Source organism: Haemophilus sp. CCUG 60358 (assembly GCF_001679485.1).
GTDB lineage: Bacteria > Pseudomonadota > Gammaproteobacteria > Enterobacterales > Pasteurellaceae > Haemophilus_D.
In genome coordinates this window covers 43487-59286 of sequence record NZ_LZOZ01000017.1, presented here as the reverse complement: position 1 = coordinate 59286, position 15800 = coordinate 43487, and the positions used below count along the sequence as shown (strand labels likewise).

The 15800-nt window shown below is 38.6% G+C and carries 18 protein-coding genes; 13 read left to right on the top strand and 5 right to left on the bottom strand.

Annotated elements, in window-relative coordinates; translation table 11 throughout:
* Nucleotides 1-86 precede the first annotated feature (86 nt).
* Nucleotides 87-686: a YajG family lipoprotein gene (locus A9500_RS08075; protein WP_049364852.1), complete on the bottom strand. Its 600-nt coding sequence runs from the start codon at nucleotides 684-686 to the stop codon at nucleotides 87-89.
* An 84-nt stretch (nucleotides 687-770) separates the two neighbouring features.
* On the opposite strand from A9500_RS08075, the gene A9500_RS08070 reads away from it, so the two are divergent.
* The 10 genes from A9500_RS08070 to mnmA all read left to right on the top strand — a co-directional run bounded on the left by A9500_RS08070 (nucleotide 771) and on the right by mnmA (nucleotide 10043).
* A complete protein-coding gene (locus A9500_RS08070) occupies nucleotides 771-1082 on the top strand; it encodes a BolA family transcriptional regulator (protein ID WP_065244533.1) in 312 nt (103 codons plus the stop codon).
* A 397-nt stretch (nucleotides 1083-1479) separates the two neighbouring features.
* On the top strand, nucleotides 1480-2823 hold the full coding sequence (locus tag A9500_RS08065) for a Na(+)-translocating NADH-quinone reductase subunit A (protein WP_065244532.1): 1344 nt from the start codon (nucleotides 1480-1482) through the stop codon (nucleotides 2821-2823).
* A 2-nt stretch (nucleotides 2824-2825) separates the two neighbouring features.
* Nucleotides 2826-4061: an NADH:ubiquinone reductase (Na(+)-transporting) subunit B gene (locus A9500_RS08060; protein WP_049358020.1), complete on the top strand. Its 1236-nt coding sequence runs from the start codon at nucleotides 2826-2828 to the stop codon at nucleotides 4059-4061.
* Nucleotides 4054-4845: a Na(+)-translocating NADH-quinone reductase subunit C gene (locus A9500_RS08055; protein ID WP_065244531.1), complete on the top strand. Its 792-nt coding sequence runs from the start codon at nucleotides 4054-4056 to the stop codon at nucleotides 4843-4845. Before A9500_RS08060 ends, A9500_RS08055 begins: the two co-directional genes overlap by 8 nt.
* Complete coding sequence (locus A9500_RS08050; RefSeq protein WP_005695375.1) at nucleotides 4845-5474, top strand: NADH:ubiquinone reductase (Na(+)-transporting) subunit D; 630 nt, start codon at nucleotides 4845-4847, stop codon at nucleotides 5472-5474. The genes A9500_RS08055 and A9500_RS08050 overlap by 1 nt, the downstream gene beginning before the upstream one ends.
* 3 nt (nucleotides 5475-5477) lie before the next feature.
* Nucleotides 5478-6074 carry an NADH:ubiquinone reductase (Na(+)-transporting) subunit E gene (gene nqrE, locus A9500_RS08045; RefSeq protein WP_049362633.1) on the top strand — a complete coding sequence of 199 codons (597 nt, stop codon included), beginning with the start codon at nucleotides 5478-5480 and terminating at the stop codon, nucleotides 6072-6074.
* A 10-nt stretch (nucleotides 6075-6084) separates the two neighbouring features.
* Nucleotides 6085-7320, top strand: a complete 1236-nt coding sequence (gene nqrF / locus A9500_RS08040) for an NADH:ubiquinone reductase (Na(+)-transporting) subunit F (RefSeq protein WP_049362635.1) — start codon at nucleotides 6085-6087, stop codon at nucleotides 7318-7320.
* Nucleotides 7321-7464: 144 nt separating this feature from the next.
* Entirely contained in the window at nucleotides 7465-8505 is a 1041-nt protein-coding gene (locus A9500_RS08035) for an FAD:protein FMN transferase (protein ID WP_005695379.1), read from the top strand.
* Nucleotides 8506-8507: 2 nt separating this feature from the next.
* Nucleotides 8508-8768: a (Na+)-NQR maturation NqrM gene (nqrM, locus tag A9500_RS08030; RefSeq protein ID WP_065244530.1), complete on the top strand. Its 261-nt coding sequence runs from the start codon at nucleotides 8508-8510 to the stop codon at nucleotides 8766-8768.
* A gap of 120 nt (nucleotides 8769-8888) precedes the next feature.
* On the top strand, nucleotides 8889-10043 hold the full coding sequence (mnmA, locus tag A9500_RS08025; RefSeq protein WP_049375791.1) for a tRNA 2-thiouridine(34) synthase MnmA: 1155 nt from the start codon (nucleotides 8889-8891) through the stop codon (nucleotides 10041-10043).
* A gap of 45 nt (nucleotides 10044-10088) precedes the next feature.
* Here mnmA and rplS read toward each other — a convergent pair whose 3' ends face one another.
* From rplS to rpsP, 4 genes are read right to left on the bottom strand one after another with little or no spacing between them, the layout of a single operon-like run.
* Nucleotides 10089-10439, bottom strand: coding sequence for a 50S ribosomal protein L19 (gene rplS, locus A9500_RS08020; RefSeq protein ID WP_049358025.1), 351 nt, complete (start codon nucleotides 10437-10439; stop codon nucleotides 10089-10091).
* A 36-nt stretch (nucleotides 10440-10475) separates the two neighbouring features.
* The gene (trmD, locus tag A9500_RS08015; protein WP_065244529.1) at nucleotides 10476-11216 is read right to left on the bottom strand and encodes a tRNA (guanosine(37)-N1)-methyltransferase TrmD; all 741 of its coding nucleotides are present in this window, start codon (nucleotides 11214-11216) and stop codon (nucleotides 10476-10478) included.
* A gap of 37 nt (nucleotides 11217-11253) precedes the next feature.
* Nucleotides 11254-11781, bottom strand: coding sequence for a ribosome maturation factor RimM (rimM, locus tag A9500_RS08010; protein WP_065244528.1), 528 nt, complete (start codon nucleotides 11779-11781; stop codon nucleotides 11254-11256).
* A gap of 44 nt (nucleotides 11782-11825) precedes the next feature.
* A complete protein-coding gene (gene rpsP, locus A9500_RS08005; protein ID WP_049374354.1) occupies nucleotides 11826-12071 on the bottom strand; it encodes a 30S ribosomal protein S16 in 246 nt (81 codons plus the stop codon).
* A 310-nt stretch (nucleotides 12072-12381) separates the two neighbouring features.
* On the opposite strand from rpsP, the gene A9500_RS08000 reads away from it, so the two are divergent.
* The 3 genes from A9500_RS08000 (at nucleotide 12382) to A9500_RS07990 (ending at nucleotide 15684) form a co-directional block, all read left to right on the top strand.
* Entirely contained in the window at nucleotides 12382-13161 is a 780-nt protein-coding gene (locus A9500_RS08000) for a hypothetical protein (RefSeq protein ID WP_005645774.1), read from the top strand.
* Between the two features lie 24 nt (nucleotides 13162-13185).
* Nucleotides 13186-14997 (top strand): NAD nucleotidase, encoded by a 1812-nt coding sequence (gene nadN / locus A9500_RS07995; RefSeq protein ID WP_049357781.1) that lies wholly within the window; start codon nucleotides 13186-13188, stop codon nucleotides 14995-14997.
* A 456-nt stretch (nucleotides 14998-15453) separates the two neighbouring features.
* Complete coding sequence (locus A9500_RS07990; RefSeq protein WP_111394280.1) at nucleotides 15454-15684, top strand: OsmC family protein; 231 nt, start codon at nucleotides 15454-15456, stop codon at nucleotides 15682-15684.
* Nucleotides 15685-15800 lie beyond the last annotated feature (116 nt).

Genomic DNA, 15800 nt, shown 5'->3' with positions numbered 1-15800 from the left:
TGTCCTTCTCGTTAAAAAATCGGGCGAATGTTACGCTTGAAAGGCGCTTTCGTCAAGTATTATTGAAAAGGACACATTACTTTTAATTAATTAGTATATTGATTAATTGCGTTAGTAACTTCTTGATCTTGATAAATATTATTAACAATATCTTTGAAGGTTTCGCCTAACACTTTTTGAATTTCATCATTGCTCGCATTAAATGCGCCAGATTGTGAACGGGTTGCATTAAAGGTTTTGTTGTATTGTCCGCGTGGACCTTGTACATAAACAACCGCTTGAATTTTACTGTTCAAGGTATAACGTAAATTACCTTGCTCCACTTTAGCGTTGAATTCTTTTACATCAACAGTTACGCCAGCATTCGCATTATTCGCTTGTCCAATACGGAAACCTTTACTAACTAAATTTTGTTGCATCACTTGTTGGAAAAGTTGAGTAACGCTTGGTGAGGCGTTTAATTTAATCAGCTCACCTGATTTAGTATAAGTTGCAATTTCTTGTTGTGGACGAGAATCGCGAGTATTAACTGTTACCACTGCGGATTGGTTAATATTCATTGATGCAGTCGGTGATTGAGGCGCAAAAGTTAAGGTATTAGATTGTGCTTGGCAACCTGCTAAAAATAATGTTGCAGCCGCCAACGTCATTGTTGATAATGCTTTGATTTTGTTTGTTACTTTCATAATTTCCTCATTGAATTAGGTTAATTTGTGTTATTCTTACAAACTTAACGCTGAATGTATAGCAAAAAGTTAGGGAGTTTATTTATGTCAAAACAACAAGAATTATTAGAGAGAATTCAAGTCGAATTTCAACCGCACTTTGTTACGGTAGAGAATGAAAGCCATATGCACAGTTCCGGTCGAGGGGCTGATTCTCATTTTAAATTAGTGATTGTCAGCGATGCTTTTGAAGGTATGCGCAAGGTGCAACGCCACCAAAAACTTTACCAACTTTTTGCCGATGATTTAAAAAATGGCATTCACGCATTAGCGCTTCATCTTTATACAAAAAGCGAATGGGAGAGCCTAGGTGAAGCATTTCCAAAATCACCAAATTGTCTTGGTGTTGGACAGTAAGTATTCCCTTACGTTCCCTATATTAGATTTTCATAAGAAGAGAGAAGGCGATAAGCGTTCTCTCTTCTTATTTTGATGGAGATTTATTTTTACTCCAGATAAATATCTGTCTAAAAAGTTCACAAATATTTCACAAAAAATGGGGGGGTAAAGTGGAATAAAAGCCCATTTTCCGATAGAATAAGGCGCTTTTAATTTTCGAATTTCAATTTCTGGATGTGTGAGTGATTCCTTACTCGTCGAGAAATCAAACAGATTTGAGTTTTTAAACTTATGTGTCAGTTAATAATGCTTTGATCTCAAAGTGTTTTCTGTCACGCTCAATCGCGAGATTGCTCTTAAGGCATAGGCTTTGATTGCAATCGTGTTTTTAACCTAGAAAAGTAGTGCAAACAGTATGATTACAATCAAAAAAGGCTTGGACCTTCCTATTGCAGGAAAACCAGCACAAGTAATCCATAGCGGTAACGCTGTGAATCAGGTTGCGATTCTTGGTGAAGAGTATGTGGGTATGCGTCCTTCTATGAAGGTACGCGAAGGCGATGTCGTGAAAAAAGGCCAAGTGCTTTTTGAAGACAAGAAAAACCCTGGAGTGGTTTTCACAGCCCCTGCGAGTGGTACTATCACTGTAATTAATCGTGGCGAAAAACGTGTATTACAATCTGTGGTCATTGATGTGCAAGGTAACGATCAAGTTACTTTCGCTAAATATAACGCAGGTGAGCTCAATACGCTTTCTTCTGAACAAGTTAAACAAAACCTCGTTGAATCCGGTTTGTGGACAGCGTTCCGCACTCGTCCGTTCAGCAAAGTGCCTGCCGTAGATGCAGAACCTTCTTCTCTGTTTGTAAATGCGATGGATACCAATCCTTTGGCGGCAAATCCAGAGGCGGTGTTAAAAGAGCATTGGCAAGATTTTATTGACGGTTTAACTGTATTAAGTCGTCTATTCCCAAATAAACCATTAAATCTATGTAAAGCTGGCGATAGCAATATCCCAACCGTGGATTTAGCTAACCTAAAAGTACATGATTTTGGTGGTGTCCATCCTGCAGGCTTAGTGGGCACACATATCCACTTTATCGATCCGGTTGGTGCTCATAAAACCGTATGGCACATCAATTACCAAGATGTGATTGCTGTAGGTAAATTATTCACTACGGGCGAACTTTATGTTGAGCGCGTTGTTTCTCTTGCTGGTCCGCAAGTGAAAGAGTCTCGTCTAGTTCGTACAGTAATAGGTGCTAACCTTTCTCAATTAACGGCAGGTGAGTTAAAAGACGGTAATAACCGTGTGATTTCTGGTTCTGTGCTTTGTGGTCAAACAGCAAAAGATGCTCACGACTATTTAGGTCGTTATGCATTACAAGTTTCTGTGATTGCAGAAGGTAATGAGAAAGAGTTCTTAGGTTGGATCACTCCACAATCGAACAAATATTCGATTACCCGTACCGTATTGGGTCACTTCGGTAAGAAATTATTCAACTTCACTACCGCAGAAAATGGTGGTGAGCGTGCAATGGTACCAATCGGTAGCTATGAGCGCGTGATGCCGTTGGATATTTTACCGACATTATTATTACGTGATTTAATCGTGGGCGATACCGACGGTTCACAAGCGTTAGGTTGTCTTGAATTAGATGAAGAAGACTTAGCGTTATGTTCTTTCGTTTGCCCGGGCAAATATGAATACGGTTCAATCTTGCGTCAAGTATTAGATAAGATTGAGAAGGAAGGTTAAAAATGGGTTTAAAAAATCTTTTTGAAAAAATGGAACCCGCGTTTTTACCAGGCGGTAAATACAGCAAGCTTTATCCGATCTTTGAATCGATTTATACCTTGCTTTATACACCAGGTACGGTAACGCACAAAAACACACACGTTCGTGATGCGTTAGACTCAAAACGTATGATGATTACGGTTTTCCTTGCGTTGTTCCCTGCGATTTTTTACGGGATGTATAACGTGGGTAACCAAGCGATTCCAGCTTTAAATCAATTAGGCAATTTAGATCAATTAATTGCTAACGATTGGCACTATGCGCTTGCAAGTTCATTAGGTTTAGACTTAACCAATAATGCAACTTGGGGTTCAAAAATGGCATTAGGGGCGATCTTCTTCTTACCAATTTACTTAGTGGTATTCACTGTTTGTACGATTTGGGAATTATTGTTCTCAGTAGTGCGTGGTCATGAAGTAAATGAAGGGATGTTCGTTTCAACCATTTTATTTGCGTTAATCGTTCCACCAACATTGCCATTATGGCAAGCTGCACTTGGTATCAGCTTTGGTATCGTGGTAGCGAAAGAAATCTTCGGTGGTGTAGGTCGTAACTTTATGAACCCAGCGCTTGCTGGACGTGCATTCTTATTCTTTGCTTATCCGGCTCAAATTTCCGGTGACTTAGTATGGACTGCTGCAGATGGTTTCTCTGGTGCAACCGCACTTTCGCAATGGTCTCAAGGTGGTCAAGCAGCATTACAACACACTGTAACTGGTCAACCTATTACTTGGATGGATGCATTCATCGGTAATATTCCTGGTTCAATGGGTGAGGTTTCAACGCTTGCGTTATTAATCGGTGGTGCGTTAATTGTATTCACCCGTATTGCTTCTTGGCGCATTATGGCTGGTGTCATGATCGGTATGATTGGTACAGCAACCTTATTCAACTTAATCGGTTCTGATTCTAACCAAATGTTCTCAATGCCTTGGCATTGGCACTTTGTATTAGGTGGTTTTGCACTTGGTATGATCTTCATGGCAACCGACCCTGTGTCAGCTTCATTCACCAACACAGGTAAATGGTGGTACGGTGCGTTAATTGGCGTGATGGCGGTATTAATTCGTACCGTGAACCCAGCTTATCCAGAAGGGATGATGTTAGCGATTTTATTTGCAAACTTATTTGCACCAATTTTCGACTACATCGTGGTTCAAGCAAATATCAAACGTCGGAGAGCAAGAACAAATGGCTAAATTTAATAAAGATAGCGTTAGCGGTACAGTTACCGTTGTTGTGTTGCTAAGTTTAGTGTGTTCTATCGTGGTTTCTGGTGCTGCAGTAGCATTAAAATCCAAACAAGATGAACAAAAAGCACTCGACGTTCAACGTAACATTTTAACTGTTGCCGGATTAATGAAAGAAGATAATGCATCAGTAATCAAAGACACTTACAACAAATTTATTGAACCTCGTTTAGTCGATTTGCAAAGTGGTGATTACGTTCAAGCTTCAGCAGAAGAAATCAGCAAATTTGAACCTAAAGATGCCATTAAAGTTCCTGCAAAAAGCCAAGCAATTCCAGCTGAAGCAGATAAAGCAGGGATTAAAGTTCGTGCAAATCAAGCACGTGTTTATCTTGTAAAAGATGAGCAAGGCAATGTAAGCCAAGTCGTATTACCAATGTATGGTCGCGGTTTATGGTCAACTATGTACGGTTTCGTTTCAGTTGCGCCAGATGCAAATACCATCAAAGGTATTACTTACTATGATCAAGGTGAAACAGCCGGTCTTGGGGGCGAAATTGCTAACCCTCGTTGGCAAGCACAGTTTGTCGATAAAAAATTATTCGATGAGCAAGGTAACCAAAAATTCAAAATCTACAAAGGTAGCTCTGCTGCAGATAAAGAGCACGGTGTAGATGGTTTATCAGGTGCAACTTTAACCAGTAACGGTGTTCAAGGTTCATTTGATTATTGGTTCAGCCAAAATGGCTTTGGTCCATTCTTAGCGAAATTTAAAGCAGGAGAAATCAAATAATGGCTGATGCAAAAGTAAACTTAAAAGGTCTTTTATTCGATCCTATTGTTAAAAATAACCCGATTGCCTTGCAAATTTTGGGTATCTGTTCTGCATTAGCGGTAACGACCCAATTACAAACAGCAATCGTTATGGCGATTGCGGTAAGTTTGGTAACCGGTTTCTCCAGTTTGTTCATTTCATTGATTCGTAACTATATTCCAAATAGTATCCGTATCATTGTGCAACTGGCGATTATCGCATCTTTAGTAATCTTGGTTGACCAAGTATTAAAAGCTTATGCCTATGGTTTATCTAAACAGCTTTCTGTATTCGTTGGCCTTATCATTACAAACTGTATCGTAATGGGTCGTGCAGAAGCGTTTGCGATGAAATCACCTCCGCTAGAAAGCTTTGTTGATGGTATCGGTAATGGTTTAGGTTATGGTGCGATCTTATTAATTGTCGCTACATTACGTGAATTAATCGGTTCTGGTCGTTTATTTGGTTTCCCTGTATTCCAAACGATTCAAGACGGCGGTTGGTATCAACCAAACGGTTTATTCCTTCTTGCACCAAGTGCGTTCTTTATTATCGGCTTCGTTATTTGGGGCTTAAGAACGTGGAAACCTGAGCAACAGGAGAAATAATCAATGGAACATTATATTAGCCTATTCGTGAAGGCGATCTTCATTGAAAACATGGCGCTTTCTTTCTTCTTAGGGATGTGTACTTTCCTTGCAGTTTCTAAGAAAGTTTCTACGGCGTTTGGCCTTGGTGTTGCGGTAACAGTGGTACTTGGTATTGCGGTGCCTGCGAACCAATTTGTATACGAACATGTATTAAAGGATGGCGCATTGGTAGAAGGTGTAAGCCTTGAGTTTTTAAACTTTATTACCTTTATCGGGATTATTGCGGGTCTTGTTCAATTACTTGAAATGACTTTAGATAAATTCTTCCCAGCACTTTATAACGCATTAGGTATTTTCCTTCCACTTATCGCTGTAAACTGTGCGATCTTTGGTGGTGTATCTTTTGCTGTACAACGTGAATACACTTTTGCAGAATCTGCAGTTTATGGTGTGGGTGCAGGGTTAGGTTGGATGTTAGCAATCGTTGCACTTGCAGGCTTAACCGAAAAAATGAAATATGCCGATGTACCGGCAGGCTTAAAAGGATTAGGGATTACCTTTATTACTGCAGGCTTGATGGCGCTTGGCTTTATGTCATTCTCTGGAATTCAGTTATAAGGAGGCATAAATGAGCGAATCTTCAATTTTATTATTAGGTGTTGCGGCATTTACGGTTATCCTTTTAGTGCTCGTTGCGATTATTTTATTCGCTAAATCAAAATTAGTGGATTCTGGTGACATCACCATTTCTATTAATGATGATCCTGAAAAAGCGATCACTTTACCAGCTGGCGGCAAATTACTTGGTGCTTTAGCAAGTAAGGGTATCTTCGTTTCTTCTGCTTGTGGTGGCGGTGGCTCTTGTGGCCAATGTATTGTGAAAGTAAAAAGTGGCGGTGGTGAAATTCTTCCAACTGAGCTTTCTCATATTAATAAACGTGAAGCAAAAGAAGGCTATCGTTTAGCTTGCCAAGTGAATGTAAAAGGCAATATGGACGTTGAACTTCCAGAAGAAATTTTCGGCGTGAAAAAATGGGAATGTACCGTTATTTCTAACGATAACAAAGCCACCTTTATTAAAGAGCTTAAATTAGCGATTCCTGAAGGCGAAGAAGTACCTTTCCGTGCAGGTGGTTATATCCAAATCGAAGCTGATCCACATACGGTTTACTATAAAGATTTTGATATTCCAGAAGAATACCATGAGGATTGGGACAAATACGATTTATGGCGTTATGTGTCTAAAGTGGACGAGCATATTATCCGTGCTTACTCTATGGCTTCATACCCAGAAGAGAAAGGCATCATTATGCTTAACGTGCGTATTGCAACGCCTCCACCTCGTCAGCCTGATGCACCTCCAGGTCAAATGTCTTCTTACATTTGGTCATTAAAACCAGGTGATAAAGTGACAATTTCAGGTCCATTCGGTGAATTCTTCGCGAAAGAAACCGATAATGAGATGGTCTTCATCGGTGGTGGTGCGGGTATGGCACCAATGCGTTCTCATATCTTTGACCAATTAAAACGTTTACACTCTAAACGTAAAATGTCATTCTGGTATGGTGCACGTTCTAAACGTGAAATGTTCTATGTGGAAGATTTTGATCAGCTTCAAGCAGAAAATCCAAACTTTACATGGCACGTGGCATTATCTGATCCGTTACCGGAAGATAACTGGACTGGTTATACCGGCTTTATTCACAACGTACTTTATGAAAACTACTTGAAAAATCATGAAGCACCAGAAGATTGTGAATACTACATGTGTGGACCTCCGGTGATGAACGCTGCGGTAATCAAAATGTTGAAAGACCTCGGTGTTGAAGATGAGAACATCTTATTAGATGACTTCGGTGGTTGATTTTAGTTAATCAAAACATCATGAAAACTGACCGCACTTTGTGATGAAGTGCGGTCAATATTTAAGGTGTTTTTAGAAAATTTTCTATGATTACAGGTAAATTTTGTTTAGTTTGCTAGTAGTTCACAGATTTAGGAAATCCAGATGAAAAAATTAATAAGCGGTATCGTGGCGGTGGCAATGGCATTAAGTCTTGCAGCCTGTGAAAAAGAAACAAAAGTTATCTCATTAAGTGGTAAAACAATGGGAACAACTTATCATGTTAAATACCTTGATGAAGGCTCAATGAAAGCAACATCTGAAAAGACGCATGAAGAAATTGAAGCTATCTTAAAAGATGTGAACGCGAAAATGTCCACTTACAAAAAAGATTCGGAATTGAGTCGTTTCAATCAAAATACCCAAGTGAATACACCGATTGAGATTTCAGCAGATTTTGCCAAAGTATTGGCCGAAGCGATTCGTTTAAATAAAGTGACTGAAGGTGCATTGGATGTAACTGTTGGCCCTGTCGTTAATTTATGGGGATTTGGCCCGGAAAAACGTCCAGAAAAACAACCTACACCAGAACAATTAGCTGAACGCCAAGCTTGGGTTGGTATTGATAAAATTGCCCTCGATATGAGTGCTGCCAAACCGACATTAAGCAAAGCACTTCCTCAAGTTTATGTCGATTTGTCCTCGATTGCTAAAGGCTTTGGCGTTGATCTGGTCGCTGAAAAGTTAGAACAATTAAATGCTCAGAATTACATGGTTGAAATCGGCGGAGAAATTCGTGCGAAAGGAAAAAATATTGAAGGCAAACCTTGGCAGATCGCAATTGAAAAACCAACTACAACAGGTGAAAGAGCGGTTGAAGCTGTCATTGGATTAGACAATATGGGAATGGCAAGTTCTGGCGATTATCGAATTTACTTTGAAGAAAATGGTAAACGCTTTGCTCATGAAATTGATCCGAAAACAGGTTATCCAATTCAGCATCATTTAGCCTCAATTACGGTACTTGCACCAACTTCAATGACTGCAGATGGCTTATCAACAGGGTTATTTGTGCTTGGTGAAGACAAGGCGTTAGAAGTGGCTGAGAAAAATAATCTTGCCGTTTATTTAATCATTAAAACAGATAATGGTTTTGTGACAAAATCATCCTCTGCTTTCAAAAAATTAACAGAAACAAAAGAATAGTTATGCAAACTTTATTTTTTACCCTAATCGTTTTTGTTGCAATTATTGTATTAATGTCTGTCGGCTTTATCTTTAAAAAACAAAGCTTAAAGGGCAGCTGTGGCGGGCTTTCATCACTCGGTATCGCCAAAGCCTGTGATTGCGATAAACCTTGCGACACTTTACAAGAAAAATTAAATGCTGGCGATGAAAATGCCAAAGCTGAATATGAACAAAAATTTGCGAAGAAAGACGATGATTCGCAATTTTATGAAGTGAAATAATTCACGCAAAATCAACAGCACTTTGTGCAATAACCTTAATTTATGGGGCGGAAGTCATTCCGCTATGTTTCAATCATTATCACCAATGTGCTTCGCCTTAACCGAAGTTACGGGAGACTTATGTTAACTTCAAATACTTATAATCAACATTTCGCACCATTGAGTGCAGAACAACTTGCCGAAAATGCCACTAAAAAAGTCATTTGTGGTATGTCTGGTGGGGTGGACTCCTCCGTTTCTGCGTTTATTCTTCAACAACAAGGCTACCAAGTGGAAGGTTTGTTTATGAAAAACTGGGAAGAAGATGACGACACGGATTATTGTACAGCCGCAGCGGATCTTGCTGATGCGCAGGCAGTATGCGATAAGTTGGGGATTAAACTACATAAAATTAATTTTGCTGCAGAATATTGGGATAATGTATTTGAGCATTTTTTAACTGAATATAAAGCAGGGCGCACGCCGAACCCAGATATTTTGTGTAATAAAGAAATTAAATTTAAAGCATTTTTAGAATATGCAGCTGAAGATCTTGGTGCTCATTACATTGCAACAGGGCATTATGTACGTAGGGCTGGTGATGATGAAAATGCAAAATTATTACGTGGTTTAGATGCTAATAAAGATCAAAGTTATTTTCTTTATACCTTAAGCCATAAACAAGTGGGACAAAGTTTATTCCCCGTTGGTGAAATTGAGAAGCCCATTGTTCGCGCTATTGCTGAAGAGCTTGGCTTAATTACGGCGAAGAAAAAAGACTCTACCGGTATTTGTTTTATTGGTGAGCGTAAATTTAAGGATTTCTTAGCTCGTTACTTACCGGCTCAACCTGGTGATATTCGTACTGTTGATGGTGAAATTATTGGTCGCCATGATGGTTTGATGTATCACACGTTGGGACAGCGTAAAGGGTTAGGCATTGGTGGTTTAAAAAATGCGGGTGATGAGGCTTGGTATGTGGTAGATAAGGATGTTGAAAATAATGAGCTTATTGTCGCTCAGGGGCATGACCATCCTCGTTTATTTTCAAAAGGTTTGATTGCTAGCCAATTACATTGGGTTGATCGCGAGCCAATTCGTGAATTAGTACGTTGCACGGTTAAAACACGTTATCGCCAACAAGATATTCCTTGTGTGATTGAACCGATTGATGATGAAACTATTCGAGTGATTTTCGATGAACCTCAATCAGCCGTCACACCAGGACAATCTGCCGTATTTTACCTTGGTGAAATTTGTTTGGGCGGTGGGATTATCGAAGAACGGATTAAATAACCTAACAAAAAAGGCTTGGGATCCCAAGCCTTTTTCTTTGCGAAATTATTCGCCCAAACGCTCTTTAATACGAGCAGATTTACCTGAACGTTCACGTAAGTAGTAAAGTTTAGCTTTACGTACTGCACCTTTACGTTTAACAGTGATTGAATCTACAACTGGTGAGTGAGTTTGGAATACACGCTCAACACCTACACCGTTAGACACTTTACGTAAAGTAAATGCTGAGTGCAAGCCACGGTTACGAATTGCAATAACCACGCCTTCGAATGCTTGCAAACGACGTTTGCTACCTTCAACTACCCATACTTTAACTTCTAAAGTATCACCTGGGCGGAAGCTAGGTACGTTTTGTTTTAATTGTTCTTGTTCAAGTTGTTTGATAATGTTAGACATTGTTTGATCCTTTATTGATCCTAGATGTAACTGAAACTAACTGTTATGCTCGGCTTGGGCCTCTTTTAACAGTCTACGTTGTTCGTCAGTCAGAGCTAGGCCTTCTAGGAGCTCAGGGCGTCGGAGCCACGTTCTTTGTAGCGATTGTTTTAATCGCCATTTGCGAATTTCTTCGTGATGTCCCGACATCAGCACGGGTGGTACAGTTAATCCTTCTAACACTTCCGGTCTGGTGTAATGCGGGCAATCTAATAAACCATCTACAAAAGAATCTTCTTCTGCGGAGGCTTGCTTGCCTAATACACCGGGAATAAAACGCGCAACAGCATCAATTAATGTCATTGCCGGCAATTCCCCACCGGTCAGAACGTAATCGCCAATTGACCATTCTTCATCAATTTCAGTTTGAATCAATCGCTCATCAATACCTTCGTAACGTCCACATACCAAAATCAATTTCTGATTTTGAGCAAGCTCGGTTACACCGCCTTGATCGAGTTTACGTCCTTGTGGCGAAAGGTAAATCACCTTTGCGCCTTCTCTTGCCGCTGCTTTCGCAGCATGAATCGCATCCCGTAAAGGTTGCACCATCATTAGCATTCCAGGACCACCACCATAAGGACGGTCATCCACGGTTTTATGCTTGTCGAATGTAAAATCTCTTGGATTCCAACATTCTACTTGCAGAAGATTATGTTTTACGGCTCTACCTGTAACCCCAAATTCCGTAATCGCTTTAAACATTTCGGGGAATAATGAAATCACCCCTATCCACATAAAAAGCCTACTACATTACGTTTGTGCATACTTGAGATTAGAAACCAGCGTCCCAATCCACTTCAATTGTTTTCGTGGTGAGATCGACTCTTTTAACTACTTGTTCATACAAGAACGGAATTAACCGCTCTTGTTTTCCAAAAGCATCTTTAGTATTGGCTTTCACCACTAATACATCATTAGAACCGGTTTCCATCATCTCTGTTACCGTTCCCATTGCGTAACCTTCTAGGTTGACAACTGAACAACCGATTAAATCGTGCCAGTAATAATCGCCCTCTTCCAGTTCAGGGAAAACAGATAAATCCACACCAATTTCAACATTTGCTAAAATTTGTGCGACTTCACGATCATCAACGCCTTTTAATTTAACGATGATTTCGTGATTATGATGACGCCAGTTTTCTAATTCAGTTGGCTGCCATTCACCTTTGATTTTTAAAAACCAAGGTTGATAATCAAAAATGCTTTCAGCTTGTTCTGTTGATGAATAAATACGTAACCACCCACGAATACCGTAGGTTGAGCCTAATTTGCCCACAACTTCAATGCGTTGTTGTTCCATATTTTTCACCTATCTTAGTTTAAGAACTAAATCAAAAAGCGAGATTATGCTTTTTGAGCTTCTTTTACCAAAGTTGCAACACGGTCTGAAAGTGATGCACCTTGAGCAACCCAGTGGTTTACACGCTCAAGATCAACACGAAGACGCTCTGCGTTACCTTGTGCGATTGGGTTGAAGAAACCTACACGCTCAATGAAACGACCGTCACGTGGTGAACGACTGTCAGTTACTACGATTTGATAAAATGGGCGTTTTTTAGCTCCGCCACGAGATAAACGAATGGTTACCATAACCTTCCTCTAAATGTTTAATTACTAAAAGAATATTCCCAAACTCGAAAGCGATTTAAGAATATAGCTTACTTTTTTCTCTGTATATATAGACAAAAAGCTTGCGAATTTTATACTTTTTGAGCAAACTTGCAAGTTTTCGATGAGCATTCTAATAAGTACGTTATATTCTCTTGAAAAGGTAAACATTATCATTCACATGCAATTTTGTTTTACGTATAATCTAAGAAACTCTCAAATAGTTTTAGGTCAAGTTTACGCGTTAAGCGGTATTTTATATTGATAAAATATCAGTTAAATGAGGTTTATTATGAAAATCGGTTTTCATTCTGTGTTACTTGGATTAGCGTCATGTATTGGCATTCAACAATCTGTGATAGCGAGTCCTCCTCCGTCTTCTCAACAATCAGTATCTACTGAGTCCGCTGAGGCTTTAAAACAACAATTTTCAATCGCTTTAGCCAAACAAGAAAAGCAACAAGTTTCGATTTTACAGAAAAAACTCACCGCACTTTTTTCTTTACCTCCTCAATTCCTAGATAATCAGATCCAAATAAGCGAAAAAATCCTAACTCGCATTTTTAAAACAGATAAAAATCTCACTCCTAAATTTCTTGATTACTTATACTTTGAGCCGATAAATACTGGCGATGCTAATTTAATTCAGGAAATGAAGAAAAACTTATTGGTGTCTTTTTTAGCGAATGAGCAGGCAAAAATTTATATTCGTCAAACAGATAATTCGGAGCAATTTGTTCAGGCTTTACTAGAAAGGGGAGCCAAACCAGATCAAATTATATTATTGTCTTTGGATGCTAAAGGCATATTTCAAAAAATTATTGAACAGATGCGTCAAGATTTTCCTAATCAAACAACTTTTTCTATTACTGAGAATCGAGTGAGTTTGATAACCCCTTCTTCTGAAATTAAGCCCCGCCTAGCTCTAGCCAATATGATGTTTGCTCGCCAATTTAAAGGGGTGGAGGTTGATGATTTTTCGTATTTAGATCAAGCACGTGAAAATCTTCAACACAATAACTATGCTATTCGTTATAAGACTTTCCAAGCAATGCTTGAAGGCTTAAATTAATCCGTTTACTCACAAGGAGCCATTATGTTTTTATCTAAAAAATCAGTTACCTTTGCAGTTAGTGCGTTAGCAATGCTTTGCTCAGGTGCAGCCTTTGCTAAAGAAGCGCCGCAAGCACATAAAGCTGTGGAGTTAAGTATCTTACATATTAACGACCACCATTCTTATTTGGAACCGCACGAAGCAAGAATTAATCTAAATGGTCAACAAACAAAGGTTGATATTGGCGGTTTTTCTGCTGTGAATGGAAAACTTTATGAGTTACGTAAAAAGTATAAAAATCCATTAGTGCTACATGCTGGTGATGCGATTACCGGTACGCTGTATTTCACACTTTTTGGCGGTTCCGCTGATGCGGCTGTCATGAATGCTGGTAATTTCCATTATTTTACTTTGGGTAACCATGAATTTGACGCGGGTAATGAAGGTTTATTAAAACTACTCGAGCCATTAAAAATTCCAGTACTTTCAGCCAATGTTATTCCTGATAAAAATTCAATTTTATATAACAAATGGAAACCTTACGATATTTTCACTGTGGATGGAGAAAAAATTGCCATTATCGGTTTAGATACCGTGAATAAAACGGTTAATTCATCTTCACCAGGTAAGGATGTGAAGTTCTATGATGAAATTGCTACCGCACAAATTATGGCAAATGCGCTAAAACAACAAGGCATTAATAAAATCATTTTACTTTCACATGCAGGAAGTGAAAAAAATATCGAAATTGCTCAAAAAGTAAATGATATTGATGTGATCGTTACTGGGGATTCACATTATTTATACGGAAATGATGAATTACGTGGTTTAAAACTTCCAGTAATCTATGAATATCCGCTTGAATTTAAAAATCCGAATGGCGAACCGGTATTTGTAATGGAAGGTTGGGCTTATTCTGCTGTTGTGGGTGACTTAGGTGTTAAATTCAGTCCTGAAGGTATTGCGTCTATTACTCGTAAAATTCCTCATGTGTTAATGAGTTCTCATAAACTTCAAGTGAAAAATGCGGAAGGTAAATGGACTGAATTAACAGGCGATGAACGTAAAAAAGCGCTTGATACTTTAAAGTCAATGAAGAGTATTTCACTTGATGATCATGATGCAAAAACAGACATGCTTATTTCAAAATATAAAAGTGAAAAAGATCGTTTAGCACAAGAAATTGTTGGCGTCATCACCGGTTCTGCAATGCCGGGTGGTTCAGCAAATCGTATCCCAAATAAAGCAGGCTCAAATCCAGAAGGTTCTATTGCAACGCGTTTTATTGCAGAAACAATGTATAACGAACTCAAAACAGTGGATTTAACCATTCAAAATGCAGGCGGTGTTCGTGCGGATATTTTACCAGGCAATGTAACCTTTAATGATGCTTATACTTTCTTACCTTTCGGGAATACGTTATATACCTATAAAATGGAAGGTTCGTTAGTGAAACAAGTGCTTGAAGATGCGATGCAATTTGCTTTAGTTGATGGTTCTACAGGGGCATTCCCTTATGGCGCGGGCATTCGTTACGAAGCGAATGAAATACCAAATGCGGAAGGTAAACGTTTAGTCAGCGTGGAAGTATTGAATAAACAAACCCAACAATGGGAACCAATTGATGATAATAAACGTTATCTCGTTGGTACTAATGCTTATGTAGCTAGCGGTAAAGATGGTTACAAAACTTTTGGTAAATTATTTAACGATCCGAAATATGAAGGCGTTGATACTTACTTGCCTGATGCGGAAAGTTTCATTAAATTTATGAAAAAACATCCGCACTTTGAGGCTTACACTTCATCAAATGTGAAATTTAATGCTTCTAGTGATGCGTTACCTAAAAAATAAAAGCTAAAATATATTGAAAATAGCGCGTATTTAACACTCGATTTTATACCTCAGGCAAACCCACTTTATAGACCATCTGGTAAAGGTGGGTTTATTTTTTGTCGTTTTATCTCTTTCTATTACATTTCACTTTAGATTGCCATTCAAGCAGTCAGTTTCGTAGAGTTTTTACCATTACCTCATATTAATAAAGTCTGAATTATAAAAAGCGTAAAAAAGCCCATAGCACAAGGGCATTTTCTTGATATTTTGTGCTTGCTTGCATGTGTACTTTCGACGAACCTCTGTAATGGGCATAACTATGTCTATGGTGTTGTTCTGCTTCCGTAAAGTTATGCTCAACCATTTTTGCTAGACGTTTGTAGAGTTTTTCCCTTGCTCCGATGACTTAACTGCATTGGCATTTTGAGTAGTGTAAAAGCGCATTTTGTTCAACAACGTGCCGATATTGTAGAAATGGAAGGAAAAATTTGGCTCAACCTCGCCAATCCTTTAACCTTACTTGGTGTGCATGGTTATGATGAACCTCCACACATAACCGATTGTAAAATTAAAATTTTTATTTCATCTGATTTAGATGATCAGACGTTTGATAAGCTTACTGAAGCTGCATTAAGAAATTGTTTTATCTACAACACATTAAATAAAACGTTTTCTTTTACTGTCTTGTTTGAGCAAGTTTTGTAATTCATTATATCAGTTAAAAATACGACTTAAATTAAATACCATCAATATTTTCCTAATTTGAAATAATTGGTATTTTTTTATACCATAAATGCACTTTTGGAAACAATCCACTCAAA